Genomic DNA, 26174 nt, shown 5'->3' with positions numbered 1-26174 from the left:
AAACCTCCATATAGTAATTTATGTTTATGTTTGACTTTGACTATCTTTGACTTTTGATTGAAAGAAAATCATCTCAAGTGGATGATCTTGATTCTTATTATAGTTTGACCTATTTTGACTTTCAAGTATTTTGTTTTACCTTTTTTATCTTTTCAGGAAAGAACGATTCCTTTACTCAAACAGTGACAATCTGTCCTTCTTTCCTGGCATCTTGTCTCATATACATATGAAAAGACCAGGGTTCGTATCGGAGGCAAAACAATGAAGAAACAGTGGTTTCAGGTAGTGCAGATAGCAGCTGTATATGTGGGAACGGTAGTGGGGGCAGGATTTGCCACCGGCCGGGAGATTGTTGAATTTTTTACGCAGTATGGGGTTTTTGGAATGTTTGGCATTCTTTTATGCGGTTATTTCTTTATGCATCTTGGCTCCAAAATAATGATTATTTCAAAACGGATAGGTGCCAATTCGTATCAGGACCTTAATTTTTTCCTGTTTGGTAAATCCTGCGGTACGGTCGTCAATCTGTTTATGCTTGTCGTTTTGTTTGGTGTTACATCTGTCATGCTTTCAGGGGCGGGTGCCATTTTTGAAGAGCAGCTTAATCTTTCAAGCCGCTTTGGGGTTATGCTGACGATAGCACTGACGCTTATTGCCATGTCATTTGGATCAAAGGGCCTTTTCAGCGTGAATATCATTGTTGTGCCGATGCTGATTTTGTTCAGTGTGCTTGTGGCTGCCTCATCTTTTGATGCTCATTCGGCAAAGAGTCTCATGTCCGGTCATTCATCCTTTAAGTGGATCATCTCTGCGGTTTCATACGCGGCGTTTAATCTTGCGATGGCGGAGGCTGTGCTTGTCCCGCTTGCAAAGGAAATAGAGGATGAACGAACGGCAAAATGGGGCGGGATTGCAGGCGGTGCCATCCTCACGTTTATTTTGCTCAGCAGTCATTTTGCGCTGTCCTCATTGCGTGATGTCATCTCCTATGATATCCCGATGGCAGAAGTCATGAAGGCATCTGTGTTTTCGTTTTTTATCATTTATATTCTTGTCATCTATGGGGAAGTGTTTACATCTGTAATCGGGAACCTGTTCGGGCTCGAGCGCCATCTTATCCGCGTCGTTCCTCTTCCTGGCATGCTGATTATTGCCATGCTGCTGTGCGGTGCGTTTTTTATCAGCCTGATTGACTACAGCTCGTTAATTGCGGTTTTGTACCCGGTTTTCGGTTACATGAGCCTCATCTTTCTCCTCCTGCTGATGGTCAGAAAAGCTCCTCCTTCCGGGAATGAAAACAAATTTTAAAAAAGCAGAATAATGAAAAAATTTAAACATAATAGCTTGATTTTCGTCATATTTATGAAGAAAACAATGCGAAGGATTGTTTGACTGGTGGCAGGCTTCATATTATGATGGGATATATTCAGAATTTTATATATTTTTTCGGGAGAGGTGATTGATGGGGTAATACCTTCATGACAGGGTTTCACCATCTTTTATTTAAAGATTGAACTTTTCCGGGAGGTGACTCCTTTTTCGTTTCTGCGAAAAAGGGAATTTATTTGGACATAGTCAATTTGTTCATAATTGCGGTTTTAATTGCTGCGACTGCCTTTTTTGTAGCGTCTGAGTTTGCAATTGTCAAAATCCGGAGTTCCCGCCTGAATCAGCTTATTGATGAAGGCAGCAAACAGGCGCTCTCAGCAAAGCGGGTGACGGATAATCTGGATGAGTATTTATCAGCCTGTCAGCTGGGAATCACGATTACCGCACTTGGACTTGGGTGGCTCGGAGAACCTGCTGTAGGGAAGCTTCTTCAGCCGGTTTTTGAAAAGCTGAATCTCCCTAGTGCAGCTGCACACTTTTTTGCGATTGCTTTTGCTTTTGCCATTATTACCTTCCTGCACGTAGTTGTCGGAGAACTTGCTCCGAAAACAGTTGCGATCCAAAAAGCAGAGAGGGTAACCCTGGCTTTTTCGAAACCGCTGATTGCATTTTACAGGCTGATGTTTCCGGCGATCTGGCTTCTGAACGGCTCTGCACGCATGCTCACTCAAGCCTTTGGATTAAAGCGGGTATCAGAACATGAACTCGCTCACAGTGAAGAAGAGCTGAGGATCCTGCTGTCGGAAAGCTATGAAAGCGGGGAGATTAATCAGTCGGAATATAAATATGTAAATAAGATTTTTAAGTTTGATGACCGCATTGCTAAAGAAATTATGGTACCGCGCACACAGATTATTTCACTCGACAGCGATGAACCGCTTCAGGCGCACCTGAAAATAATTAAAAGCGAAAAATATACAAGATACCCTGTTGTTGATGGAGATAAAGACCATATTATCGGGATGGTCAATATTAAAGAAATTTTCACCGATTTGTTTCAGTCAAAAAAACTCGAACAGTTCTCCCTAAGAACTTATATACGGCCGGTCATTCAGGTAACTCAGTCCGTACCTGTGCAGGAGCTGCTTTTAAAAATGCAGAGAGAGCATATTCATATGGCGATTCTTATTGATGAGTATGGAGGGACTGCAGGGCTTGTCACAGTGGAGGACATTCTTGAGGAGATCGTTGGAGAAATCCGCGATGAGTTCGATGCGGATGAAGTGCCGCTCGTTCAAAAGATCAATGAAGATCATTACATCATTGACGGCAAAGTCCTGATCAGTGAATTAAACGATCTTTTCGGCCTTGAGCTTGATGATTCAGATGTCGATACTATTGGCGGATGGATGCTGACTGAGAAATACGATATCCAAAAAGGCGAGCTCGTTGAACTCGGCTCTTACTCATTTAGGGTGAAAGATATGGAAAATCACCATATCCGCTATCTGGAAATGATCCGAAAAAAAAAGGAAGCTAGCGTGCCTGTCATACAGGACGGGATCGCTGCCACCCAGTAAAGATGCTTCGGCATCTTTTTTTGTTGTCAGGGCAAAATAAAATCTGAAATCTATTCAGCAAAGGAGTGGCGAGAGATGACTCAGTCAAAAGGACAAAAACAGCGTCAATGGGACATCCGGAAGGAATCTCAAAATGAACACGGAAAAGTAAAATCTTTTAAAGAACTTGAACAAGAAGGTACTCAAAAAAAGCAGTAACGCAAAAAGGAATCCATTGAACGGATTCCTTTTCTTCTGGTTTACAGCTGAAGCGATGAATCATCTTTGCCGCATGCCACCGCAATAGCTGCAAGCTCACGGTTCAGAAACTTCTTATCAAAGCTAAGCCAATCTATCGTATCCAGTCCTTCATAAATGTAGTGAGAAAAAGACCAAATATCTTCTTTCATTTCCTTCCGGTTTGTTTCGGCAATCAGGCAAAGCGCTTTTAAAATGGAGGCCATGACGGAAACATCTTCTTTGCCATAGTGACGGATCTGATAAAAGCTTGTATACAGATAGTCATGAAAATCCGGTTTTGGCAGAATCACTCTTATCTTCCCTTCGCTGTCCCTGTGGTAGGGGGAAGGGGAATGATGTTTCCCGATTTTGATGAGGATCTGAGTAAGGTGCTCAATGCATGCAATGGCTGTTTCCGGGTCGTTTTTTCCTGGTGCGATGCCCCGCAAAGCAATTTCAGCAAGCTTCTGAATACCGAATTCAATGTCGTTTTTTGATTCATGATCGGCACTAATTGTGATGAACTTCAAGACATCTTCCCGTTGGATTTCTTTATTATTAGAAATGAGTGTCAAGAGAGGGGTATCTTCATCTGCATACGCTCCCTGATCTCTGTGGAACTTTACGGCTGCTTCGTGTTTTGCGGCAAATGAAACAAGTTCATCAACCGCGATGTCTTCAATATACCCTTCATGCTTGCTTTTAATTTCCAATCCGTGATCAAATGAAGGCTCATCATCTGTTCTTTTTTCTTCAGGTCTTTTTTTATCATCGATCGAGGCAAGTGTTTCTTTCGTGATGTTTGAAATCACGTTTCCAACTTTAATCCACTCAGTCATATGGTGAATCAGGAAAACGAACATGCCCACGCACAAGAAAGCTACAAGGATTGCAAGGCTCGGTACAATGAAGTCGTTGCTTGTCTCATTTTCTCTCACCTGGTTTAGAAGAACGAGAGAATAGATATATCCTCCGACGAAGACGCCAAGTACCCGCTGGATTTTTGAATCGGTATTGAAATTGTGCATGGTTCTTGGCGAAAAATTAGCCAAAAAGGTGGTCAGAACGACAAGGACAGATGAAAAGGTGATGGTTGTCATTGTAAGCAGCGAGGTGGAAGTTGCGCTCAGAATCGTGTGTGAAAGCTCTTTATCAGTTAAAAAAACAGAAGGAACATAGCTGAAATATCCATGTGAAGCGAGAAATCTGTCAGCCCACATGCTGAGGATGGCAAGGATGAAAAAAAAGACGGCATAGGCAGCAGGCGTTATCCAGAAGTTGGATTTTATTTTTACAAGGGCAGGTTTGAGCGGCACGGCATTTCCTCCATTAAAATAGATTGATGTAACATTCCGTTCGTGGTATAGTATGAACGGTAAAAAGAATGATAAATTCCGCGCATGTGCGTGCGGGAGAGGTTCTAGCACAACCCTCTATAAAAAACTAAGATCAAACAGCCAAATCTGCTGTTTTTTAGTTGAGGACTTACATGCTGGACACTTCTGAACACTCAGGGTGTCTTTTCTTATGCCGATTTTTAGGAATCCGGGTTGTGAAAGAATGCTCTCTTCTATTATGAGGAGGCAGAATATGATGAAAAATGAAAAAGCGCTTGTTGTCTTCAGCGGAGGACAGGACAGCACGACTTGCCTGTTCTGGGCGAAGAAGCAGTTTAAAGAAGTCGAGGCCGTAACCTTCAATTACAACCAGCGTCATAAACTGGAAATTGATGTGGCCGAACAAATCGCAAAAGAGCTTGATGTGCGCCATCATCTTCTTGATATGTCTCTGTTAAACCAGCTGGCTCCAAACGCCCTTACAAGAGATGATATTGCCATTGAACATAAGGAAGGAGAGCTCCCGTCTACTTTTGTGCCGGGAAGAAACCTTCTCTTTTTAACATTCGCTTCAGTGCTTGCCAAACAAATTGGCGCAAAGCATATTGTGACAGGGGTATGTGAAACGGATTTCAGCGGATATCCCGATTGCCGTGATGTATTTGTAAAGTCATGCAATGTAACAATCAATCTTGCCATGGATGATCAGTTTGTCATTCATACTCCGCTTATGTGGATTGATAAGGCCGAAACATGGAAGCTTGCAGATGAGCTTTCAGCCCTTGAATATGTAAGGGATAAAACACTTACATGCTACAACGGTATTATCGCAGACGGGTGCGGAGAATGTCCAGCCTGCCGCCTCCGCAAAAAAGGGCTTGACGAGTATATCTCAGCTAAAGGGGGAGAGGCTTCATGATCCAGCAAATGTATCCCCAGACACTTCATCCCTATACGTTCGAACTGAACAAAGATATGCAGCTGTCAGCAGCACACTATGTGCCTAAAGAAGAAGCGGGCAAATGCCGCCGCCTTCATGGCCACACGTACTTCATCAATGTGACGGTTGCAGGAGATGAGCTTGATGACTCGGGATTTTTGATAAATTTTGCCCATATCAAACAGCTTGTGCATGACCGGTTTGATCATACGATTTTAAATGAACATGACGTTTTTAATGATGAAGATCCAAATAAATTCCCTACGACAGAAGTGGTGGCGCGAACAATCTGCGAAATGATTCAGCAGCATTTGGACAGTCTTTCCCACAAACCGAAATGTGTCGGTGTATTTGTCCGCGAAACCCCGACAAGCTATGTCATGTATCGGCCCAAGCTGGTGAAAAAAGGATGAAGAAGTTTCCGGTTTTGGAGATCTTCGGTCCGACCATTCAGGGAGAAGGCATGGTCATCGGCCAGAAGACGATGTTTGTCAGAACGGCGGGATGCGATTATTCCTGCAGCTGGTGTGATTCTGCTTTCACATGGGACGGTTCAGCTAAGGATGACATCAGGCAGCTCACAGCAGAAGAGATCTGGAACGAGCTGTATGAACTGGGAGGAGACCTCTTTTCCCATGTTACGATTTCCGGCGGTAACCCGGCTTTGCTCGTTCACTTATCAGAGCTGGTTGACCTGCTGCATGAGAAGGAGATAAAGGTTGCCATCGAAACGCAGGGCAGCCGGCTTCAGCCATGGTTTTCAGAAATTGATGATTTGACCATTTCACCTAAACCTCCAAGCTCGGGAATGAGCACGGATTTCGATAAGCTGAAGGAAATCATCGATTATCTGGTAAAGGAAAACAGACTTAATCATGCGAGTCTTAAAGTGGTCGTCTTTGATGAAGCAGACCTTGAATTCGCTAAAAAAGTGCACATAATGTACCCAGAGCTTCCATTCTATATTCAAGTAGGCAACGATCTTGTTCAGGAAAACAACGACGACAAGCTGATTGGGCATCTGCTGTCCAGATATGAATGGCTGATTGAACGGTCAGCGCAAGAAAAAGAGCTTAACAGCGCCCGTATTCTGCCCCAGCTCCACACGCTCGTATGGGGAAATAAAAGGGGAGTTTAACATAGAAAGGACGTATAAAATGGCTGGAAGATTAGATTCAGAACTGACAGATGTAACTTTGCTCGGAAATCAGGGGACAAACTATTTGTTTGAGTACAGCCCTGAGATCCTTGAGTCATTTGATAATAAGCATGTGAACCGTGATTACTTCGTTAAATTCAACTGCCCGGAATTTACAAGCCTCTGCCCGAAAACAGGTCAGCCTGATTTCGCAACGATTTACATCAGTTATATTCCTGATCAGAAAATGGTAGAGAGCAAATCATTAAAACTTTATTTGTTCAGCTTCAGAAACCACGGCGATTTCCATGAAGACTGTATGAATATCATCATGAATGATCTGATTGAACTTATGGACCCCCGCTATATTGAAGTCTGGGGCAAGTTTACACCGCGCGGCGGCATTTCCATCGACCCGTACACAAACTATGGGAAACCAGGGACAAAGTATGAGAAAATGGCGGAGCACCGCATGATGAACCACGATATGTATCCGGAGAACATTGATAACCGATAAAAAAAATTACCGAGAAAATTTGCTTTTTATTTTCATACATGGTATGGTTTAAAAGAATTATTTTTGTTCGGTACGCAAGGAAAGACAAAGTTTACAACTTTTCGCCTTTTGTTATCACAAGAGCAAGGATAGTAATACAAAGTATGCTGAAGCATACGAGGAGGCAACAACAATGGAACAAGGTACAGTAAAATGGTTTAACGCAGAAAAAGGTTTCGGATTCATCGAGCGCGAAGGCGGAGAAGACGTATTCGTTCATTTCTCAGCTATTCAAGGCGAAGGTTTCAAAACTCTAGACGAAGGCCAAGCAGTTACTTTTGACGTAGAGCAAGGTCAACGCGGACCTCAAGCAACTAACGTTCAAAAAGCTTAATTGTTAAGCTGACATATAAAAACAGCCTCTTTTTCAAGAGGCTGTTTTTTTTTTGCATTTTTATAGGGTAAATAAAAATCCGCCCGTTTTGCGGGCGGGGTACTTGCAGATTTATGGCTTATTTGTCTGGTGGTTTGAAACGGGTGACTTGTTTGCCTTAGGCTTTAAATTTTTCAGCCTGCTTTTAATGTAATCCTTGATCATGTCGCGTTTGCGCTTCAGGCGCTTATCACGGTTTTTCATGCGAATCACCATCCCATGCAGAAGAATTACGTGCACACTTCTATTATAACCCGGATTTGCATCACGCGACATGGCAGACTTGCATTTTTTATAAGCGCAATGCCCCGAAAAAACTTGCCGGTTGACCTATCGGCTGTCATGATGTAATATACTACTACAAGCTGCATTGTGCGTAATGATAATTAAGTTTTAACCTTTAAGCTGTAATAGGGAGTTTTACATCGCACCCGGAATGTCATGCCTCCATTTGCAGAGGAAGACAGGAAGGCTGCTGCAAACACCCACTTTGAGAAGTGGTGGTTTAAAACTTTCTTACGTGACTTACGGCAATTGTGGCTTCTGTCTTTACCATTAAAACCAGTTCCTGTTTCAGGAGCTGGTTTTTTGCTGTTCTTAGAGGATTATGCAACCTCAGCAAATCTCCTGAATCAGATGCGGCCCATTATTTTTAACTGAATTCACTTCAGAAGAGACTTCAAAAGCCTCCATCTGGTTTTCATCAAAGGGCTTCAAAAACTGGCTTAAATAGGCGGGATCAGAATGCAGCGGGTTAAGCCAGATAGATTCGTCCTCTTCTTTAAGGATCACGGGCATTCTGTCGTGGATTGTGCTCATGAGCCTGTTTGGCTCTATTGTGATCACAGAGCAAGAGTGGATGACTTTGCCCTCCGGTGACTTCCAGGATTCCCACAGCCCTGCCATCCCGAATGGTGCGCCTGACTTCAGCTTTATCCTCATTGGGATTTTGTTTCCTTCTGTACGCTTCCATTCATAAAATGAATCTGCAGGGATGAGGCATCTTTTTTTCATAAAGGCATTTCTGAAGCTTGGTTTCTCTGATAGTGTTTCGGCACGTGCGTTGATGGTTTTATAGCCGATTTTTTCATCTTTTGCCCAAGGCGGGATAAGGCCCCACCGCAGGTAGCCCATTCTGTTTTGCTTACCGTCGTTAATAACGGCTGCCACATGCTGCGAGGGGGCAATGTTGTAGCTTAAGGCATATTGATATTCCTCTATCGCTGCTCCAATCTGAAATCGTTCTACAAGTTCTGCATATTCAGCAAAAAGCGTGTATCTTCCGCACATGGGGGACCGCCTCCTTTTATATAAAAAATGATACCGTTATCATTCCCTCTTAGACAATAAGAAAACCGTTATCGTATAATGAAAGAAAGCATGAGCGGGAGGGGATTGCAGATGGTTCACTTGAAAAGAGTACATTATACTGCGGGTAATCAAAATGAGGGGTATCCTTACCATCTTCCCCTCTTTAATGAATCTTTTGAATTATCCTTTGAAGCCCCGGTCACCATTCTTGCTGGAGAGAACGGCACAGGCAAATCCACACTGCTTGAGTCGATTGCCCAGCACGCGGGTCTCATCAGGATTGCTTCTGCGGAGGAACAGGATATGAATGCTGAAATCAGAGCATTCACTAACCACCTTAAGATTACCTGGAAAGCAAAAACGAAAAAAGGATTCTATCTGAAAGCAGATGATTTTCTGACATATGCGCGGAATGTGTCCAGAATGAGAGCTGAAGCAGAGAAAAGGGTTGAAGAAGTGGAGGAGGAATACCGGGGGAAATCCATTCTCGCGCGTCAGCTTGCTGCGTCACCTCACAAAAAAGCGATGGCGGAAATTCAGTCCTTATATGGAAGGGGACTTGATAACAGGTCCCACGGTGAGAGATTTTTATCTTTTTTTCAGTCCAGATTCCGGCCGAATGGCTTTTATCTTCTGGATGAGCCTGAAGGGCCGCTTTCTCCTATGAAGCAGCTCAGCTTCATCAGTATGCTGAAGGATATGACGGAGGAGGGGTCTCAGTTTATTATTGCCACGCATTCCCCGATCTTAATGGCGTTCCCCGGGGCCATTCTGTACTCGCTTGATGAGTACCCGGTTTCGAGCGTTTCCTACGATGATTTGGAGCATGTGAAAATGACAAAAGATTTTCTGAACGCACCTGAACGATACCTCAGACATTTATGAGACATTTGTCGAAATAGGCACTAATGATTGCCATTTTTCTAGTTCAAATGCTTTGTTTTTCCCTCATTGCACCTGCAATTCCAGGTTTTTGTCGAATAGTGTTATGTATAATCACTTTTCGAGGAGGAACACAATGAGGAAAAAGCTTATGGGATTAATTGGAGCATCGGTACTTGGCGTCAGTGTTATGTTTCCGCTGAGCGGGGAAGCTGCACTTGGTGACAGAACCCTTTCAGAAGGAATGAGCCATTCAGATGTGAAAGAGCTTCAGGAGCATCTTTTATCTAAGAGTGTTTATCCTTACTTTGAGGAAACAGGCTACTATGGCCCGATTACTAGAGAAGCGGTAAAAGATTTTCAGGAGAAAAGCAGAATCAAAGTGGACGGAATTGCCGGTCCGCAAACGCTGCAGAAAATAAAGGTGCTCCGATACGGCGATATGGGAAAACCGGTTACAGATCTTCAGCTGTTATTGAAAGAATGGGGATTATACTCCGGTATCGTTGACGGCATGTATGGAAACGGAACCAAAAATGCAGTGGCAAGCTTCCAGCAGAAATACGGACTTGCAAGCGATGGAATTGCAGGAATGCAAACTTTTGCAAAACTGAAACAAAGATCAAGCGGTGTTTCCGGAACAGTAAAGGAACTCTCAGTTACAAGTACAGCATATACTGCATCGTGTGAAGGCTGCTCAGGCGTCACTAAGATGGGCGTGGACCTGAACAAATATCCGGAGGCTAAAGTAATCGCAGTTGACCCTAATGTGATACCTATCGGCTCGACAGTCGAAGTTGAAGGCTACGGAAAAGCAATCGCCGCTGATATCGGAGGCGCGATTGACGGAAATAAAATCGATGTATTCATCGCCAGTCAGAGCAGTGCTGTTAACTGGGGAAGAAAAACAGTGAAAATTAGGGTATATCAATAATCATTCTACATAAAAAAATCCGCTGCTTTCAGCGGGTTTTTTCTGTTTTTAACGCGAGTGTCATATAAATCTCATCTACGTATTCTCCATCTACTTTTAAAGCACTCGCATATTCTCCGTACTGGACAAAACCGAGAGACCGGTACAAGGCGATGGCCCCTTTGTTTTCAGCTCCCACTGCAAGGTCTGCTTTTTCGATAGCAGGATTTTCTCTGATCCGGTCCAAAAGATACGTAAGCAGGCTTTTTCCCGCGCCGTTTCCTCTGGAAGGAGGGGATATGTACATGCTCAGGATCTGTCCTCTGTGTTTCATTTTGTGAAGAGGCTCCTGCTTGAACGCGGTTATGCCGGCCAGCTCCCTGCCTGTAAACGCTCCGGCAATGAACTGAGAGGCGGATGGCATGATTTCCTCCATCAGCTCTTCAATTGATTTTTTCTTTTCAATTTCATAGGCAGAGGCAAAATGAAAGGGGAGCTCCTCCAGTGCCTGCAGACGCAAACTTCTGTATTGTTCAGTGTCTTCCACTGTCAGCAAACGGAAATCCATGGCGGTCACCTCATTTAGTCGTTACAGACTAGTATTGGTTAAAAAGCGGTTCCTCATGAGCTCCAACATAAAAAACAGCCTGAAAGATTAAACTCTTCCAGGCTGATCTTTTATGTTAAGGAAATGATAACACAAATTTATCCTCGTCCAGCTACAGCACCTAGATCCTCTGTCAGAACAAATCCGTCAAAAAAGTCAAACCCGGACTTTTCCGCCGGATTCTTATCTGCCTATCGGAGCGGGCCTTGGCGCTTCCGCTTTTGTTCTAAGATAAGAAAGAATACCATTTTTGTCCTGATGTCCAGCTCCAGCGCCTAACTCCTCGGCCAGAAAAGGATCGGCGTAAAAAGCAAATCCGGCTTTTTTCGCCGATCCTTTTTTGTCCTTCGGAGCTGAGCAAGGCGCTTCCGCTTTTCCTTAGTGAAGCTGTTCTTTCACGATTTTATAATTTTTATGATTGACGACCGTACGTCTTTCAAGATCCAAATCACGGAAATTCTCCATATACGTCAAGTCTACAATCACTGAATTTTCATTAACTTTCTCTACGATTCCGCGTAAACCGTCTCTGAATTCAATCACATTGCCTACTTTAGCGATTTTCATTTCCTCTCTCCTTCTCTATACAGATCCCCCATTAGGACTATTTAACATTATTTTTACAGGTAAGTAAAGGCTTTCAGACAAAATTGTGCAAGAATTTTGAAAAAACAGGCAGGCAGAATGGATGAATAACGTGTCTGGAACATGTTATAGTAGGATAAAATTAGCAGAGAAAGAGGCGGATCATCTTGGTCTCATCAGGACTTGTCCTAGAAGGAGGAGGCATGCGCGGCGTCTATACCGCTGGCGTCCTTGAATATTTTATGGAAAAAGAATTATATTTTCCTTATGTTATTGGAGTCTCGGCAGGAGCATGCATGGGGGCTTCTTACGTTTCGAGGCAAAAAGGAAGAAACAAAACCGTAAACATCGAATACGTCAGCCACCCTCAGTATTTGTCGCTTGGAAATTATATCAGACATAAGCAGCTGTTTGGGATGGATTTTATATTCGATGAAATTCCAAATAAACTCGTTCCTTTTCATTACGATGCTTTTTTAAAAAGTGATCAGACATTTAAAGTGGGAACGACTGATTGTGTCACAGGAGAAGCTGTCTACTATGAGAAAAATGACGTTGAAATGGATATTCTGACGCTGCTGCGGGCATCCAGCTCTCTTCCGTTTATAGCTCCCATGATTGAGTACAAAGGAAGAAAGCTGCTTGACGGAGGAATTGCCGACTCCATTCCGGTTAAAAAGTCTGAAGAGGACGGAAATGTGAGGAATGTTGTCATCCTTACGAGAAATGCAGATTACCGGAAGAAAAAAAGCAGCATGGAGTGGATGGTCAGACGGACGTTTAAACAGTACCCGCTCCTTGCAGATGCTATGCTGGCACGCTACAAGCAATACAACAGCACCCTTGACTATATTGAAGAACAAGAGCAAAAGGGGAACGTATTTGTCATCCGGCCATCCCAAAAACTTGAAGTGGACAGAATTGAGCGTAACCCTGTCAAGCTCGAAAGACTTTACAATCAGGGAATTAGGGATGCCGAAACTCAGTTTGAGCAGCTGACGGACTGGCTTAAACCCCATCACGTTCTTGTCTGAACAGTTTCATTGTTTAAACCTCCTTATACCCGGGAAAAGTACAAGCATACTACTTATAAAGGTGTTGGTTGAAATGAATGTACTTATAGCTGGAGCAAATGGAACAACAGGACGACTTCTAATCGAACAAATTGCAAAAGAAGGCGAGCATCGGGCGATTGCCATGGTGCGCGATCCAAAACAGGAGCAGGAGCTTGAAAAGCTAGGTGCCCAAACGGTCGTCGGTGACCTTGAAGGAGACGTTTCCCACGCCGTACATCTTGCCGATGCGGTTATTTTTGCAGCGGGCTCAGGGTCAAAAACAGGACCTGATAAAACAATCTCAGTCGATCAGGAAGGAGCCAAAAACCTGATTGATGAAGCTAAAAAACATGGAATCAAACATTTTGTCATGCTTAGTTCGATGGGTACAGACAACCCGGCTGCAGGACCATCAGATATGGAGCAGTATTTCATGGCTAAAGCGATAGCGGATGAGTACCTGCGAGGTTCAGATTTGTCCTATACAATCGTAAGGCCCGGCGCTCTTACTGATGAACGCGGCACAGGCAAAATTGAAGCTGCGGATAAAATTAACCAAACAGAAGGAAGAAGCATTCCAAGAGAAGACGTGGCAGCTGTCCTCATTGCAGCCCTTACAAAAGACGAACTTAAAAATAAGACATTTGAAATCCTCTCAGGGGAAACGGAGATTGATGAAGCTCTGTCAAAAGTCTATTCGTAAAGATGCTGGACAAGCACCCTCCTCCTTAGTAAACTTGCAGTGATAAACGAACAGGAGGAATCAGGTTCTTATGGATAAGCAGCTCGCAAATGAAGTCCTTGACTCGTTAAAAAGCGGGGAAATGAATGAATACCATGTACAAAAGGATTCATTTCTCCTTTTTCGCGAAGTTCTTGTAGAACGGGACGATTTCAAGCATTTCCGCGGCATTGCCCAGCAGGGCGGAAGTGTTGTATACAAATATCTCGAGACCCCTAGAAGCTGAAAAAGCCGTCACGACAGACGGCTTTTTTTGTTGTTAAGCAAAATTATAAGAATAAAAGGCTTTGGATAATACAAAGTTATCATCGGCAAGCGGAAGCGCCTAGATCCTCTGTCAGAACAAATCCGTCAAAAAAGGCGGGAACCGGACTTTTCCGCCGGATTCTTATCTGCCTCTCGGATCTTACCAAGGCGCTTCCGCTTTTGTTCATGGCTGCAGCCAAAATCTCTCTTTCCATTCTTCAGCACTCAAAGATCTGAGCTTCTTAAGTGCGCCTCTTCTCCATGATTTGACACTGGCGGGAGTTGTCTGTTCACTTGCGGCAATTTCACTGATTGTTTTTTCTTTCAGGCAATAGGAAATCATCCAGATCTGCTGATGTTTGGTGAGGATGTCGCAGTTCGCTCTGATCATGTCTTCCATATCCTTCAGGGCAGTGGGGTCTTCTAAGATCAGGATATGCTCCATCACATCCGGCATGTCCCTGTTTTTATTTTGTTTATTCATTTCATTCAGCATATGGCCTTTAATGCTTTTATAAAGGTACGTTTCAAACGATCCCTTTGAAGGGTCATATGTCTTTGAAGCTTTCCAGATGGCAATCAGGCCAGCCTGGTAAAACTCATCTTGATTTCGGGTGATGCAAAGCTTCTTTAGATTGTGGTAAATCATGCGCTGATATCGTTTTTCGAGCTCTGCAAATGTAACATCGTCCATCGTTCATCCGTTTCTGAAGGGAGCGCTCTCTCTATTGTATTCCGCGGTATCTTCATCATAGGAAATGGCGGCCGTCCGGTAAAATGCTGCTAAGAGAAAAATCATGAGAGTCAAATGGAGAATGTTCGCCATTTTCTTTAAGGGTTTATGACAAATGGATGAGAAATAATCAGGAATCCTGCCGAAATAGCCGTATTTAGATTCGGAGTGTAATTTCCAGTTTTTTGTCAATGAAGAGCGTGAATAAACCTGTTAGGCTTATATATGTGCTCACAGAGTAAAATGTTCATCCGGCAAATATGGATGCAATACAACTGGAGGTTTACATCATATGAAAAAATTAGCGTTCTTTACTATAATCTCAGCGATGACTGTTTCTCTATTCGGCTTTGAAAAGGCACAGGCTGCAGAAGGCCATAAAGTGCAGCACGGAGATACGCTTTGGCTGATTGGAAAAAAACACGGTGTTTCTGTTAAAGATATTCAGTCTTTAAATCATAAAAGCGGACATTTATTATACGTTGGAGAAGAGCTTCAGATTCCTCAATCAATCTCAGATAAAGAGAAGGATCTGCTTGCACGCATTGTTCACGCTGAAGCAAAAGGTGAACCGTATGCAGGCAAAGTGGCTGTTGCAACTGTTGTTTTAAACCGGGTAGAAGATGAGCGTTTCCCGGATACTGTCACAGATGTTATCTATCAGAAGGTATCAGGCATTTATGCTTTCTCTCCTGTAGAAAACGGTGCAATTAACGAGCCGGCTGATGAAGAATCAAAAGAAGCAGTCCAGGAGGCGCTCGCTTATCAGGGAATGGACAATGAAGCTGTCTACTTCTACAATCCTGTCACGGCCGAAAGTGACTGGATCCGATCAAGAGAAATTACGCTTACAATTGGTGATCACGTCTTTGCAAAATAAATTTTCGCCACTCCTTTCCTAATCGGAAAGGAGTTTTTTTGCGCATTCGAATAAATCCTGTCGGGGGAGGAAATATAAGGGAAAGTATGAGCATGAAACGTGGTGAGACAAATGAACGAGATGATGAAGGAAAACGGAAAACCGAAACAATCGATGGCTGAACTGATCACCTGCTTTAAATCGTCATCTGATTTTGTTCAATTTGAGCACGATGCAAAAGAGCTGAAATTCTGGATTTCCTATATTAGGACAGTAGTAGATCCAACGCTTTTGCATGAAAGCATATTAGGCCCGCTGCTTAAGGAAAAATGGACTAGTCTGCAGCAGATCAAAGAGATTTTGCCGATAGAAGAAATCATTATAACGATCGATACAGATGTTATATCAGAAAAACTGCTTGAAGGGTATGTCATTATTTCCATGACAGAATACGGCACGCCCTGTGTTCTTCTCAGATCAACCCTGAATAAAGCAAGGGATATTTCTCTCCCTGAAGTCGAGTTCAGCGTAGTAGGGCCGAAGGAAGCCTTTGTCGAGGCACTTGAGTTTAATATAAATCTTATCCGCAAACGGATACAGGTGCCGCAGCTGCGTGTCAAAGAACTTCAAATAGGCGACTTGTCAAAAACCAAAACAGCGGTTCTTTATATTGATAACATTGCAGATGAAGAAAACGTCAACACGGTTATACAAAGACTGAAAAACATTCATTATGACCAGATTGGCGACAGCGGATATGTGGCGCAGTTCATTTCAGATAATCATAATTCGCCGTTTCCCCAGGTTCTTGATTCTGAAAGGCCTGACCGGGTTGCAGCCGTACTCGCTGAAGGGAAGGTAGCTGTAGTTGTCGACGGATCTCCTCAGGTTCTGATCGGACCGACGACACTTATAGAATTTTTCTCATCCTTTGAAGACTATTATTTAAACTGGGTTCTTTCATCCTTCTTCAGGCTCATAAGGGTTTTTGCGGTAGCCTTCTCGATTTTGGTGACACCGGTGTATGTTGCAACCCTGACGTTTCATTATGAGCTGATCCCGAAAGATTTGCTCAGCACTCTTGTAACCTCCAGGAGAGAGATTCCGCTGCCTCCTATACTGGAAGCTCTCTTTCTCGAGCTGACAATTGAACTACTGAGGGAAGCAGGAGCAAGGCTTCCTACGAAAGTCGGCCAGACAATCGGCATCGTGGGCGGGATCGTGATCGGGACGGCTTCTGTTGAAGCGGGTCTGACAAGTAATGTCCTGCTTATAATCGTCGCCCTGGCTGCACTGGCTTCTTTCACAACACCTGTTTATAAAATGGGCAATACGATCCGGCTTCTCAGGTTTCCGTTTTTACTTTTTGCTCAGATATACGGCCTTTTGGGCATCGTATTGTGCTTTTGTTTTCTGGCGGCCCATCTTCTCAGGCTTACATCGCTCGGCCGCCCGTTCCTGGTGCCGATTTTCCCTGCAAGAGCAAGGGATTTGAAGGATGCAATCATCAGGTTCCCATTTTCAACATTAAGCAAAAGACCGCTTGCTCTCAGAACAAAAAAACCCGACAAATTTTCATCTGAACAGGCGAAACAGAAACACGACATAGACGAGTAGACTGCTCAAAGGAGGTGTCCCGGACTTGAAAAAAATTGCCGAACGCTATCAGGTTTCGCCTTATATGGCATTTTACCTGATACATGCCCTGCAATTCGGTGTAGGTGTACTCGGGTTTCAGCGCTTCGTTTCTCTTGATTCCGGGCACGACGCATGGATTGCTGTCCTCGCATCGGGATTTGCCGTCCATATCGCCGTCTTCTTCATTTTTCAGATCTTAAAGGATCAAGAAGGCAATATTCTTGATGTTCAGAAAAAACTTTTTGGGAAATGGATTGGAAATGCTCTCAATGCGTTGGTAATCATTTACTTTACCTGTCTTGCCACTAATGTACTGAGAACCTTTATTGAAGTCATCCAGGTGTGGATGTTTCCTGATTTAAATGTCTGGCTCTACAGCTTCCTCTTTCTCGTCCTTGCTTATTACATATTAAACGGCGGATTCAGGGTGGTGGCCGGCATCGCATTTTTTGGAGTCGTTCTTCCGAGTTATTTAATTTTGACTTATCTATTCACACTGAAATTTGCAAATTTTAACAATTTGATGCCCGTATTTGAGCATTCACTAACGGATCTTTTAAAAAGTACGAAAAACATGTCTCTTACTGTTATTGGATTTGAAGCACTGTTCATGTACTATCCATTTATAAAAAACCCGGAAAAATCAAAAAAGTGGGCCCATGCCGGTGTAGCTGTCACGACACTTCTTTATTTAATCATCATGCTGTTCAGCATCATCTACTTCAGCCAAGAGCAGCTGCAGAAAAATGTGTGGGCAACTCTTACAATATGGAAAATAGTTGAAATGCCTTTTGTAGAGAGGTTTGAGTATATTGGCATTGCCAATTGGAATCTCGTTATTCTGCCAAATGTCTGTCTCACGCTCTGGTGCGCAAGCAGGGGAATGAAGCAGCTGATAAAAATCAAGCAAAAATACACCATCTTGATCGTTCTTGCAGTCAGCTATGCCGGGATCAACTTCATGAACAGCCGTGAGCAGATCAATATGCTGAATTCATTTCTGGGGGAAGTCGGGTTTTACGTTTTTGTAGCCTATATTCCAATGCTTTATTTATGCACTCTTATATACAGGAAACTAAAAAAAGGGGGCAAAAAAAGTGAAAAAGCGTAAATGGCTGATAGTCCTTATTCCGCTGTTTTTGACAGGCTGCCTTGAAAAGGAAATTCTTGATGATGTGAATATTATTACAGTTGTCGGGTATGACATGGAGAGCTCAGACATGATGAAGGGCACAGTCATTATTCCTGTTTACACACAGGATGCCCCCGTCGAAAGCGAGATTATTGAGGATACGTCCTCTACAGAAGTGAGCAAAGATATTCTGACCCATCTCCAGCGGAAATCATCTGATCCGCTTGTACTCGGAAAAATTTCTGTCGTCATTTACTCAGAAGAGGTTGCGAAAAAGGGAATTACAAATCTTGTAGATACGCTTCAAAGGGACGCAAGCGTAGGATCCAGAGTGTATCTCACCGTGGGCAGGGAGAATGCAAATGAAATCATGAAGTCGCAGTTTGGAAACAGAGGAGCGGCCCCTTATATTTCAAATTTGATCAAACATAACATTGAAAACCGGGATGTTCCTAAGACAAATCTTCATATTTTCCTGTATGACCTGTATTCAAGCGACTCAGATCCGTACTTGCCGATTCTAAAGAAAAACGAGGCTGATTCAGTTGAAATTGATGGACTTGCCCTGTTTAAAGACGACAAAATGATCGGTGAAATTCCTAATGAAAAACTGTTTTTCTTTAAATTGATTGCTGATAAATTTACAGAGGGATCCTATGCCTTGAAACTTCCTGACAAAAACCAGGTAGCCATAAAAACGATTTCCTCAGACAGAAAAGTAAGGCTTGATAAAGGTGACCCTTCAAAGATTACGATAGAGGTGAAAATTAACGGTTTTGTCCAGCAGTATACCGGCAAAATGATTACGCCAAAAATTAAAAACGAGATGGAAAAAGCGTTCGAGAAGGTTGTTGCCAAAGAATCGCTGGAGCTTATTGAACAATTTAAGGAGCAGAAAGTCGATCCGTTAGGACTGCACGATATTATCAAAAGCAAAGTTAGAGGATTTACTCAAAAAGACTGGAAAGAGACCTACCCTGAGCTTTCCGTGAAAATTAAGCCGTCTGTCACCATCACAGAAACAGGCGTGATCGAATAAGCGCCCTAAATATTAAAATAATTTCATGCCTTGTCTCATATCCTGTTAGCAGGGGGGAGCAGCATGAATTCTTTTTTTAAAGGAACACTGTTATTAATCGTCGCAGCCTTTTTCAGTGAATGCATCGAATTCTTCGTCAATATGATTCTTGCGAGGGAGCTTGGAGAAGAGGGCATGGGAAGGTATATGTCCATTTTGCCTGTTATCTTTTTGGTGATTGTTCTGGCAAGTCTTGAGCTTCCCATTTCAATTTCAAAATACATAGCAGAAAATAAGAAAGTCCTTCACTACAGCATGCTGCAGCATGCCCTGAAAATGACGGCAGCTGTCACATTCACTGTTTTGGCAGGGACTTATATCCTTTTTACGGCCACACCGCTGCTGGATGGCTTTCATCCCGCAGTCAAATGGCTGTTTATCGGGCTCATCCCGATTGCCTCATTTTCATCCATTGCCCGCGGATACTTTATGGGTGTGCAGCAGATGGGAAAGATTGCGGTGTCCAATTTCCTGAGAAAAGCCGTCCAATTCACCGTACTGCTTTGCGTTTTCTCTCTATTTAACTTTAGCCAGCAGGCGCTTCTAATTGCTCTGTGTGCCTTTATAGGCAGTGAACTGATTGTTTTTCTCTACCTGACAAGCATGTTCATGATTCACATGCACGCACTAAGGCGGGGGAGCTTTACTCCAATTACAGGAACAGAAGCCCGGAAAAAACTGCTTTCTGTCTCCCTGCCGACAACCGGACTGAGAATTTTTCATGCGATAACAAATGCCATCCAGCCTTTTCTGATCCAGACAGCCCTTGTGGCCGCCGGATTCGGGGCAGCCGCCGCAACAGAGCATTTCGGCATGCTGACAGGCGTTGCGATGTCCATTGGTTTTTTCCCTGCATTTATCGCTCACTCTCTCATGATCATGCTTATACCGACTGTATCGGATGCTTATGCTCAAAAGGATATAAAAACATTGCGCAATCTTTTGCAGCAGTCCATGTCCTTTACTATGCTTTACGGGGTTCCGGCGGTTTTCATTATTTACTTGTTTGCTGAGCCTCTGACAAGTCTTTTCTTTTCATCTGATCAGGCAGCCTTTTATTTGAAACTGCTCTGGCCGTATTTTCTGTTTCACTTCTTCGTCATCCCCATGCAGGCTTATTTAATAGGTCTCGGGCTTGTAAAAGATGCTTTTTATCATACGCTTTGGTCGCATATCGTTTCGTTTGCGATGATGTTTTTCCTCGGTTCGAGAGAGTCGCTTCACATGACCGGCATTATACTCGGCATGAACACGGGCATTGTGCTCCTGACGTTTATGCACTATTTAACAATCTGCCAGAAAATAGGTATTACCGTGTGGCTGACAAAAAGAAGAGACAATGTTTACCGATGATTCAAAATAAACTTTCTAGTCTGCAAATAACGGAGCGGGTTGAAAAAGTCCTGTGTCCAACGTAAAATACAGAAATAACTTCATACGTTTTCCTTATATAATCATGGAGATATGGTCCATAAGTTTCTACCTGGCAGCCTTAAAGTGCCGGACTATAGGGAAAGTACGAACGGATCGTCCAGTTTCAGAGGCCATTGTTCAAGCTTTCTTTGTAGAGAGATGAACTGCGGTCTCTTTTTTTTCGGCAGTATAGAGGTCAGACATCCGACCGCCAAAATGATTTACTAAGGAAAACGGCTGTTGATTACGAAAAATGGGGGCATACAACTTGAGCATTTTATATGGAATACTATCACTTGCAGGCATTCTGTTTCTTGGCTGGCTCCTCAGCAGCAGCCGCAAAAGCATTAACTGGAAAACAATCGGCGTCGGACTATTGCTGCAGACTGTTTTTATCCTGTTTGTCCTTAAAGTAGAAGCAGGGGCCTTTATCCTTGAAAAAACAGCTTTAGGCGTTCAGAAAATGATTGATTTCAGCTCTGAGGGAATTCAATTTGTATTCGGGGGATTTTACGGGGAAGAAACGAACATTACGTTTGTTTTTGCCATTAATGTTCTCGCGGTCATCATTTTTATTTCTGCACTTATATCGGCTCTTTATTATATGAGAATTATTCCTTTTGTCGTAAGAATCATCGGCCTTTCAATCGGCAGACTGCTTGGGACAACAAAGGTTGAGACGTTCAGCGCTGTAGGCAATTCATTTCTTGGCCTTGTCGAAGCACCGCTTCTTGTCCGTCCTTACTTGAAGGATCTGACCCGTTCGGAGCTGTTTGCAGTCATGGTAGGCGGAACCGCATCGGCCAGCGGAGCCATCCTTGTCGGTTATTCGTTGATGGGCATTGAGATGAAGTATTTGCTGATTTCGGTTTTCAGCGTACCGTTTGTTTCTTTGATTACAGCCAAACTTCTTGAACCTGAGACAGAAGTTTCAAAAACAAATGACAATGTGATGATGGAAAAAACGAAGCATGCCAACGTGTTTGAGGCCATTGCAGAAGGTGCAGTGAGCGGGGTGTCGCTCGCACTTAATATCGGGGGACTGCTGATTGCTTTTATCAGTATTCTTGCCCTTGTCAACGGGGGACTTGGACTTCTTGGAACGGATCTGTCCGAAATTTTCGGGTACGTATTTTATCCGCTTGCCCTGATGATAGGCGTTCCGTTTGATGATGCCTTTAAAGCGGCTTCCATTATTGGAACAAAGCTGTCAGTCAATGAATTTGTTGCCTTCATGGATTTAAGCAAGTCGATGGATGAGCTTTCTCCTAAAACAACGGCCATCCTGTCAATTGCGCTATGCAACTTTGCCAATCTTTCCTCAATTGGACAGCTGATTGTCGGACTGGGCTCGCTCGAACCGTCAAAACGCCCGCTCGTTTCAAAGCTCGGATTCAAGGCAATTATCGGCGGGACCCTCGCAAGCTTCATTACAGCTGCGTTTGTGGGCATGTTCATGTAAAAAATGAATAGGACAATTTCTAAAGAGGAAAAAGACGCGTAAAGTTAGGGAGAAGAAATTCCAGGCGGGAGGTTTTAATATGGGAATCAGAACCATTAAAATTTCAGCGCTGTACCTGGCTGCCGGGCTTTTCCTCGGTTTGTACATGTCTATGGCCCATGACTATGTGCTTGCGCCGGTTCATGCACACGTGAATCTTCTCGGTTGGACGACTCTGACCATTGCGGGTATTCTGTATTATTTATTTCCTGAACTAACGGATCATTTTCTGGCAAAAGCACATTTTTGGCTGCATAACATCGGCCTGCCTTGTATGATGATTGGCATTGTGTTTGCTGTATCAGGAAACAGCAGCCTTCTTTTCCTGACCATTGCCGGCTCCTTTGCAGTTGTCGCGGGTTTGATATTCTTTGTATGGAATGTGCTAGTCAATTTAAAGTAGCATGGAAAAAGACTCGGACAAAACATAGAACAGGTTGAAATCTGTGAAACAAAAAAGCGTTTATCTTATTCTATTTGACCACCAACTGGAGATTATAGCTTAGGATAGACCATGTACCTTGTGCCATTTGAAGACTGGCTGGAGATTATAGCGTACAAAAGCACGAGATGTTATTTGAATGCCGGCTCGAGTTTATACCGTATGATAACGCGTGTATCTTATGCTATTTTTATAACGGCCGATGATTATACCCTACAAAGCAGGCCAATCGTACGCTATTGAGATCTGGTATCAAATTATAAAATCATCTTGCATAAATAAACACAAATGAAATCAAAAAAGGATGAATTTGACTAGTCTATAATCAAATTCACCCTTTTTTTTTCTGTCCCAGCCACTTTTAGTGTTCAGCTTTTGTATGTGAATTCCTGAAGCTTGCCTGATCCGCTGCATGAACGGCATGTCCGGGATAAGGGAAGAACGGAATTTATCTTCACCTTGCCTGACCCGCTGCAGCTTCTGCAAATAACAACTAATGCCATCAAGCGTTCACCTCGCCAAGAAAATAGATAGAAACCACTATCTATTTTGGGACTCATGAAGAGGGATTATACATTTTTTAATGAAAAAGACAGCCATTCTTCCCGCAGCATGCCCATCTTAATGGCATCATAATAAACGCCATTGTAAAATCGGCACTTTCTGATCCTGCCTTCTTCCCGCATGCCTGTTTTTTCTGCAACCCTGATCATCCTTGTATTGCCCGACCAGGTGGATAAGCCGATCCTGATGAGCTTGTATTTTTCAAATAAATGCCGGATCCAGAGCTTTAAGGCCTCTGTGCCTGCTCCCTTGTGCCAGTTGGACGGCTCGTAAATGACAATCCCCACCTCAAGCCAGTTAGAAGGCTGGTGCTCCCAGTAGTATGTCACCATTCCAATAAGGCGTCCGTTTGCTTCAATATACATTTTATTTGAATACAAATCTTTTGCTTCTCTTTTTTTCTCCTTTTCAAAATCTCTTCTTGTCATAAAGCCGACAGGGAAATAGGGAGCATCCCATTTCTTCCACTCCGGATCTTTTTCACCGTATATAAACTCCCATAATATAGGGATATCATCATGGTTCAGCCTTCTGAGAAGGACATTTTCCCCTTGAATCATACCATTATCCCACCTCCTTACTTCCTTTTTTCTCCATGTTTTAATGGAATCCTTTTCCAAAGTGGATTTTTTTAAAAAAAAAGGCCGGTTACCCTAACAATTTGTATGAATGGATTTTCGGTGGAAACACGACCTAAATGATAATTATTATTAAAAAGAAATTATAATAATTTTTAGTTGAGTTTCGGTGACATTTTGTTATAATAAAACATACACTAGTTGAAATCTTTATTTATTGGCGGATACTGCTGCTCAGAGGGCAGCATTTGTGTTTTATACAAGAGAATGATGATGATTATGATTCTCAATTAAGGAGGCTTACAATGAGCTTAAATGAAAATGCGCTCGCACATGGCGGGAAATCAATGATTGATAGAATAAAAGAATACGGCGAACTTATAGCAGCACTTCTATCGGGATTGCTGATCCTTTGTGGATGGCTTCTGCAGACACAGCAGGGAGATACCCATTTTACGGCTGCCCTGTTCATATCGGCATTCATTATAGGAGGATATGCTAAAGCCAAAGAAGGCATTGAAGAAACTATTGAAGACCGCAAGCTTAATGTTGAACTCCTCATGGTTTTTGCAGCCATCGGTTCAGCCGTTATCGGTTATTGGGTAGAGGGAGCGATTTTAATTTTCATCTTCGCGCTGAGCGGAGCTCTCGAAACGTTTACAATGAATAAAAGTGAAAGAGAGCTATCTGCCCTTATGGAGCTTCAGCCTGAAGAAGCGTCACTGCTCAAAGACGGCAGAGAAATAAGAGTTCATGTATCAGAACTCAAAGTGGGAGACAGAATTGTTGTCAGACCCGGTGAGCGGATAGCAACAGACGGGGAAGTGGTCTCAGGAACAACAAGCATCGATCAGGCAGCGATAACTGGAGAATCCATTCCTGTCGAGAAAAAGACGGAGGATACCGTCTATGCAGGAACCGTGAACTTGAGCGGTTCCATCACAGTTGCTGTTACAAAAAACAGCGATGAAACGCTTTTTAAGAAAATTATTGAGCTTGTGCAATCCGCACAGTCTGAAAAGTCACCATCCCAGCTTTTTATTGAACGATTTGAAGGAACGTATGTAAAAGGGGTTCTTGCAGCAGTTGCCCTCATGATGTTTGTGCCCCACTACCTGCTTGACTGGAGCTTCAGCGAAAGCTTTTACCGCGCCATGGTCCTGATGGTTGTTGCGTCACCATGTGCACTTGTTGCATCCATTACACCGGCAACACTGTCTGCCATTTCCAATGGAGCCAGAAACGGACTTCTCTTCAAAGGAGGCGTTCACTTAGAGCGCCTGAGCAAACTGAAGGTCATCGCTTTTGATAAGACAGGGACTTTGACGAAGGGAGAACCGCAAGTAACAGATGTGCTGATCCTTGAAGAGCTGAATGAGGCAGATGTTCTGTCTGCCGCAGCTTCTATTGAAAAGCAGTCAAATCATCCCCTGGCAAAAGCGATTGTCAAGCATGTTGAAAAAGAATATCCTCATGTGGTGACTGGAATGGCCGAAGTTCAGGAGCAATCGGGCTTTGGTGTGAGCGCTATATGGAAAGGTGATAAATGGAGTATTGGAAAGCCGGATCAGAATGAACCGCAAAATCAGCTGACTGAATTCGGACTGAAAAAGGCACAGGAAGGGAAAACAGTCGTTTATGTAAAAAAAGAGCAGACTCTTGCAGCTGTTCTTTGTCTTCAGGATGGCTTAAGACATGACGCTGTGTTGGCTATAAAGGAACTAAAAGAAGCAGGAATCCATACGGTTATGCTTACAGGAGATAATGAATCTACGGCCAAATCAATTGCTGAAGCTGCAAATGTGGATCAGTATGTGGCGGAATGTCTGCCTGATGATAAGGTGAACGAAGTGAAAAACCTCGGAAAAACATACGGACAGACCGCCATGATCGGCGACGGCATTAATGATGCCCCTGCTCTTGCCGCTGCCAATGTCGGCATTGCAATGGGGGAAGGAACGGATGTGGCTCTTGAAACAGCAGATGTTGTTCTGATGAAAAATGACCTGACAAAGCTGAAAAAAGCGATTGAGCTTTCAAAAAAAATGGACCTGATCGTAAAGCAGAACATTGTCTTCTCCATGTCTGTCATCGCCCTGCTTATTTGTTCAAACTTCCTTCAAATCCTTGATTTGCCCCTTGGCGTCATAGGACATGAAGGCAGCACGATCCTGGTTATATTAAATGGACTTCGCCTTCTGAAGGCATGAAAAAACGGACGAAATGATTTCGTCCGTTTTTTTGTCGTTCAGTAAATCATAAAGAATAAAAGACTGTGGATAACATAACAAAGTTATCATCGGCAAGCGGAAGCGCCTAGACCCTCTGTCAGAACAAATCCGTCAAAAAAGTCAAACCCGGACTTTTCCGCCGGATTCTTATCTGCCTATCGGAGCGGGTCTTGGCGCTTGCGCTTTTGTTCC

At 43.3% G+C, this 26174-nt stretch carries 28 protein-coding genes, 1 other RNA gene and 2 riboswitches; of the genes, 22 read left to right on the top strand and 7 right to left on the bottom strand.

Going from position 1 to position 26174, the window contains the following annotated elements; all coding sequences use genetic code 11:
- Positions 1-261: 261 nt before the first annotated feature.
- The 3 genes from RKD52_RS14310 (at position 262) to RKD52_RS14300 (ending at position 3107) form a co-directional block, all read left to right on the top strand.
- Positions 262-1308, top strand: coding sequence for a YkvI family membrane protein (locus RKD52_RS14310; RefSeq protein ID WP_454100205.1), 1047 nt, complete (start codon positions 262-264; stop codon positions 1306-1308).
- A gap of 257 nt (positions 1309-1565) precedes the next feature.
- Positions 1566-2909, top strand: coding sequence for a hemolysin family protein (locus RKD52_RS14305; RefSeq protein ID WP_454100204.1), 1344 nt, complete (start codon positions 1566-1568; stop codon positions 2907-2909).
- 75 nt (positions 2910-2984) lie between these two features.
- Positions 2985-3107: a DUF6254 family protein gene (locus RKD52_RS14300; protein WP_234703361.1), complete on the top strand. Its 123-nt coding sequence runs from the start codon at positions 2985-2987 to the stop codon at positions 3105-3107.
- A 41-nt stretch (positions 3108-3148) separates the two neighbouring features.
- Here the strand turns inward: RKD52_RS14300 and RKD52_RS14295 are convergent, their stop codons facing one another.
- On the bottom strand, positions 3149-4444 hold the full coding sequence (locus RKD52_RS14295) for a DUF2254 domain-containing protein (RefSeq protein WP_454100203.1): 1296 nt from the start codon (positions 4442-4444) through the stop codon (positions 3149-3151).
- Between the two features lie 92 nt (positions 4445-4536).
- A riboswitch (PreQ1 riboswitch) is annotated at positions 4537-4581 on the top strand.
- Between the two features lie 140 nt (positions 4582-4721).
- On the opposite strand from RKD52_RS14295, the gene queC reads away from it, so the two are divergent.
- From queC to RKD52_RS14270, 5 genes are all read left to right on the top strand, one after another.
- A complete protein-coding gene (gene queC, locus RKD52_RS14290; protein ID WP_029281734.1) occupies positions 4722-5384 on the top strand; it encodes a 7-cyano-7-deazaguanine synthase QueC in 663 nt (220 codons plus the stop codon).
- Positions 5381-5818, top strand: a complete 438-nt coding sequence (queD, locus tag RKD52_RS14285) for a 6-carboxytetrahydropterin synthase QueD (protein WP_454100202.1) — start codon at positions 5381-5383, stop codon at positions 5816-5818. Before queC ends, queD begins: the two co-directional genes overlap by 4 nt.
- Positions 5815-6543: a 7-carboxy-7-deazaguanine synthase QueE gene (gene queE / locus RKD52_RS14280; RefSeq protein ID WP_454100201.1), complete on the top strand. Its 729-nt coding sequence runs from the start codon at positions 5815-5817 to the stop codon at positions 6541-6543. The genes queD and queE overlap by 4 nt, the downstream gene beginning before the upstream one ends.
- A 19-nt stretch (positions 6544-6562) precedes the next feature.
- On the top strand, positions 6563-7060 hold the full coding sequence (gene queF, locus RKD52_RS14275; RefSeq protein WP_454100200.1) for a preQ(1) synthase: 498 nt from the start codon (positions 6563-6565) through the stop codon (positions 7058-7060).
- A 172-nt stretch (positions 7061-7232) separates the two neighbouring features.
- The gene (locus tag RKD52_RS14270; RefSeq protein WP_029281727.1) at positions 7233-7433 is read left to right on the top strand and encodes a cold-shock protein; all 201 of its coding nucleotides are present in this window, start codon (positions 7233-7235) and stop codon (positions 7431-7433) included.
- 111 nt (positions 7434-7544) lie between these two features.
- On the opposite strand, the gene RKD52_RS14265 is transcribed toward RKD52_RS14270, so the two are convergent.
- Entirely contained in the window at positions 7545-7676 is a 132-nt protein-coding gene (locus RKD52_RS14265) for a hypothetical protein (protein WP_267881634.1), read from the bottom strand.
- Positions 7677-7831: 155 nt separating this feature from the next.
- Between RKD52_RS14265 and ssrS the strand changes: the two genes are divergently transcribed.
- Positions 7832-8019: non-coding RNA, 6S RNA (gene ssrS, locus RKD52_RS14260), on the top strand.
- 68 nt (positions 8020-8087) lie between these two features.
- Here ssrS and RKD52_RS14255 read toward each other — a convergent pair.
- The gene (locus RKD52_RS14255) at positions 8088-8762 is read right to left on the bottom strand and encodes an SOS response-associated peptidase (protein ID WP_454100199.1); all 675 of its coding nucleotides are present in this window, start codon (positions 8760-8762) and stop codon (positions 8088-8090) included.
- Between the two features lie 111 nt (positions 8763-8873).
- On the opposite strand from RKD52_RS14255, the gene RKD52_RS14250 reads away from it, so the two are divergent.
- On the top strand, positions 8874-9668 hold the full coding sequence (locus tag RKD52_RS14250) for an AAA family ATPase (protein ID WP_454100198.1): 795 nt from the start codon (positions 8874-8876) through the stop codon (positions 9666-9668).
- Positions 9669-9801: 133 nt separating this feature from the next.
- Positions 9802-10599, top strand: a complete 798-nt coding sequence (locus RKD52_RS14245; protein ID WP_454100197.1) for a peptidoglycan-binding protein — start codon at positions 9802-9804, stop codon at positions 10597-10599.
- 28 nt (positions 10600-10627) lie between these two features.
- On the opposite strand, the gene RKD52_RS14240 is transcribed toward RKD52_RS14245, so the two are convergent.
- Both RKD52_RS14240 and RKD52_RS14235 read right to left on the bottom strand, forming a co-directional pair.
- A complete protein-coding gene (locus RKD52_RS14240; RefSeq protein ID WP_454100196.1) occupies positions 10628-11146 on the bottom strand; it encodes an N-acetyltransferase family protein in 519 nt (172 codons plus the stop codon).
- A gap of 417 nt (positions 11147-11563) precedes the next feature.
- Positions 11564-11752: a YkvS family protein gene (locus tag RKD52_RS14235; RefSeq protein WP_029281718.1), complete on the bottom strand. Its 189-nt coding sequence runs from the start codon at positions 11750-11752 to the stop codon at positions 11564-11566.
- Between the two features lie 182 nt (positions 11753-11934).
- On the opposite strand from RKD52_RS14235, the gene RKD52_RS14230 reads away from it, so the two are divergent.
- The 3 genes from RKD52_RS14230 to RKD52_RS14220 all read left to right on the top strand — a co-directional run bounded on the left by RKD52_RS14230 (position 11935) and on the right by RKD52_RS14220 (position 13793).
- Entirely contained in the window at positions 11935-12804 is an 870-nt protein-coding gene (locus RKD52_RS14230) for a patatin-like phospholipase family protein (RefSeq protein WP_454101233.1), read from the top strand.
- Between the two features lie 73 nt (positions 12805-12877).
- The gene (locus RKD52_RS14225; RefSeq protein ID WP_454100195.1) at positions 12878-13528 is read left to right on the top strand and encodes an SDR family oxidoreductase; all 651 of its coding nucleotides are present in this window, start codon (positions 12878-12880) and stop codon (positions 13526-13528) included.
- 70 nt (positions 13529-13598) lie between these two features.
- Positions 13599-13793 (top strand): hypothetical protein, encoded by a 195-nt coding sequence (locus RKD52_RS14220; protein WP_454100194.1) that lies wholly within the window; start codon positions 13599-13601, stop codon positions 13791-13793.
- 204 nt (positions 13794-13997) lie between these two features.
- On the opposite strand, the gene RKD52_RS14215 is transcribed toward RKD52_RS14220, so the two are convergent.
- A complete protein-coding gene (locus RKD52_RS14215) occupies positions 13998-14507 on the bottom strand; it encodes a sigma-70 family RNA polymerase sigma factor (RefSeq protein WP_454100193.1) in 510 nt (169 codons plus the stop codon).
- A 331-nt stretch (positions 14508-14838) separates the two neighbouring features.
- Between RKD52_RS14215 and RKD52_RS14210 the strand changes: the two genes are divergently transcribed.
- The 7 genes from RKD52_RS14210 to RKD52_RS14180 all read left to right on the top strand — a co-directional run bounded on the left by RKD52_RS14210 (position 14839) and on the right by RKD52_RS14180 (position 22570).
- Positions 14839-15426, top strand: a complete 588-nt coding sequence (locus tag RKD52_RS14210; protein ID WP_369732768.1) for a cell wall hydrolase — start codon at positions 14839-14841, stop codon at positions 15424-15426.
- 120 nt (positions 15427-15546) lie between these two features.
- On the top strand, positions 15547-17022 hold the full coding sequence (locus RKD52_RS14205) for a spore germination protein (protein WP_454101232.1): 1476 nt from the start codon (positions 15547-15549) through the stop codon (positions 17020-17022).
- Positions 17023-17047: 25 nt separating this feature from the next.
- Positions 17048-18154, top strand: coding sequence for a GerAB/ArcD/ProY family transporter (locus RKD52_RS14200; protein ID WP_454100192.1), 1107 nt, complete (start codon positions 17048-17050; stop codon positions 18152-18154).
- Positions 18141-19214, top strand: coding sequence for a Ger(x)C family spore germination protein (locus RKD52_RS14195; protein WP_454100191.1), 1074 nt, complete (start codon positions 18141-18143; stop codon positions 19212-19214). The genes RKD52_RS14200 and RKD52_RS14195 overlap by 14 nt, the downstream gene beginning before the upstream one ends.
- Positions 19215-19277: 63 nt before the next feature.
- On the top strand, positions 19278-20606 hold the full coding sequence (locus RKD52_RS14190; protein ID WP_454100190.1) for a polysaccharide biosynthesis protein: 1329 nt from the start codon (positions 19278-19280) through the stop codon (positions 20604-20606).
- A 73-nt stretch (positions 20607-20679) separates the two neighbouring features.
- Positions 20680-20781, top strand: a riboswitch (purine riboswitch).
- A gap of 153 nt (positions 20782-20934) precedes the next feature.
- Entirely contained in the window at positions 20935-22128 is a 1194-nt protein-coding gene (locus RKD52_RS14185) for a NupC/NupG family nucleoside CNT transporter (protein ID WP_454100189.1), read from the top strand.
- 79 nt (positions 22129-22207) lie between these two features.
- Complete coding sequence (locus RKD52_RS14180; RefSeq protein WP_454100188.1) at positions 22208-22570, top strand: cytochrome-c oxidase; 363 nt, start codon at positions 22208-22210, stop codon at positions 22568-22570.
- Between the two features lie 608 nt (positions 22571-23178).
- On the opposite strand, the gene RKD52_RS14175 is transcribed toward RKD52_RS14180, so the two are convergent.
- Positions 23179-23733, bottom strand: coding sequence for a GNAT family N-acetyltransferase (locus tag RKD52_RS14175; RefSeq protein WP_369732774.1), 555 nt, complete (start codon positions 23731-23733; stop codon positions 23179-23181).
- 323 nt (positions 23734-24056) lie between these two features.
- On the opposite strand from RKD52_RS14175, the gene RKD52_RS14170 reads away from it, so the two are divergent.
- Positions 24057-25961, top strand: a complete 1905-nt coding sequence (locus tag RKD52_RS14170; protein WP_454100187.1) for a heavy metal translocating P-type ATPase — start codon at positions 24057-24059, stop codon at positions 25959-25961.
- The last annotated feature ends 213 nt before the right edge of the window (positions 25962-26174 follow it).

The sequence above is a fragment of the Metabacillus sp. SLBN-84 genome (assembly GCF_053629595.1).
Note: the sequence above shows the minus strand (reverse complement) of the source record. Positions and strands in the feature narration are given on the sequence as shown.

Coding starts and splice junctions, on each gene's coding strand:
- RKD52_RS14310 (WP_454100205.1), top strand. CDS start 262: ATGAAGAAACAGTGGTTTCAGGTAGTGCAGATAGCAGCTGTATATGTG.
- RKD52_RS14300 (WP_234703361.1), top strand. CDS start 2,985: ATGACTCAGTCAAAAGGACAAAAACAGCGTCAATGGGACATCCGGAAG.
- queC (WP_029281734.1), top strand. CDS start 4,722: ATGAAAAATGAAAAAGCGCTTGTTGTCTTCAGCGGAGGACAGGACAGC.
- queD (WP_454100202.1), top strand. CDS start 5,381: ATGATCCAGCAAATGTATCCCCAGACACTTCATCCCTATACGTTCGAA.
- queE (WP_454100201.1), top strand. CDS start 5,815: ATGAAGAAGTTTCCGGTTTTGGAGATCTTCGGTCCGACCATTCAGGGA.
- queF (WP_454100200.1), top strand. CDS start 6,563: ATGGCTGGAAGATTAGATTCAGAACTGACAGATGTAACTTTGCTCGGA.
- RKD52_RS14270 (WP_029281727.1), top strand. CDS start 7,233: ATGGAACAAGGTACAGTAAAATGGTTTAACGCAGAAAAAGGTTTCGGA.
- RKD52_RS14265 (WP_267881634.1), bottom strand. CDS start 7,676: ATGAAAAACCGTGATAAGCGCCTGAAGCGCAAACGCGACATGATCAAG.
- RKD52_RS14255 (WP_454100199.1), bottom strand. CDS start 8,762: ATGTGCGGAAGATACACGCTTTTTGCTGAATATGCAGAACTTGTAGAA.
- RKD52_RS14250 (WP_454100198.1), top strand. CDS start 8,874: ATGGTTCACTTGAAAAGAGTACATTATACTGCGGGTAATCAAAATGAG.
- RKD52_RS14245 (WP_454100197.1), top strand. CDS start 9,802: ATGAGGAAAAAGCTTATGGGATTAATTGGAGCATCGGTACTTGGCGTC.
- RKD52_RS14240 (WP_454100196.1), bottom strand. CDS start 11,146: ATGGATTTCCGTTTGCTGACAGTGGAAGACACTGAACAATACAGAAGT.
- RKD52_RS14235 (WP_029281718.1), bottom strand. CDS start 11,752: ATGAAAATCGCTAAAGTAGGCAATGTGATTGAATTCAGAGACGGTTTA.
- RKD52_RS14225 (WP_454100195.1), top strand. CDS start 12,878: ATGAATGTACTTATAGCTGGAGCAAATGGAACAACAGGACGACTTCTA.
- RKD52_RS14220 (WP_454100194.1), top strand. CDS start 13,599: ATGGATAAGCAGCTCGCAAATGAAGTCCTTGACTCGTTAAAAAGCGGG.
- RKD52_RS14215 (WP_454100193.1), bottom strand. CDS start 14,507: ATGGACGATGTTACATTTGCAGAGCTCGAAAAACGATATCAGCGCATG.
- RKD52_RS14210 (WP_369732768.1), top strand. CDS start 14,839: ATGAAAAAATTAGCGTTCTTTACTATAATCTCAGCGATGACTGTTTCT.
- RKD52_RS14205 (WP_454101232.1), top strand. CDS start 15,547: ATGATGAAGGAAAACGGAAAACCGAAACAATCGATGGCTGAACTGATC.
- RKD52_RS14190 (WP_454100190.1), top strand. CDS start 19,278: ATGAATTCTTTTTTTAAAGGAACACTGTTATTAATCGTCGCAGCCTTT.
- RKD52_RS14180 (WP_454100188.1), top strand. CDS start 22,208: ATGGGAATCAGAACCATTAAAATTTCAGCGCTGTACCTGGCTGCCGGG.
- RKD52_RS14175 (WP_369732774.1), bottom strand. CDS start 23,733: ATGATTCAAGGGGAAAATGTCCTTCTCAGAAGGCTGAACCATGATGAT.
- RKD52_RS14170 (WP_454100187.1), top strand. CDS start 24,057: ATGAGCTTAAATGAAAATGCGCTCGCACATGGCGGGAAATCAATGATT.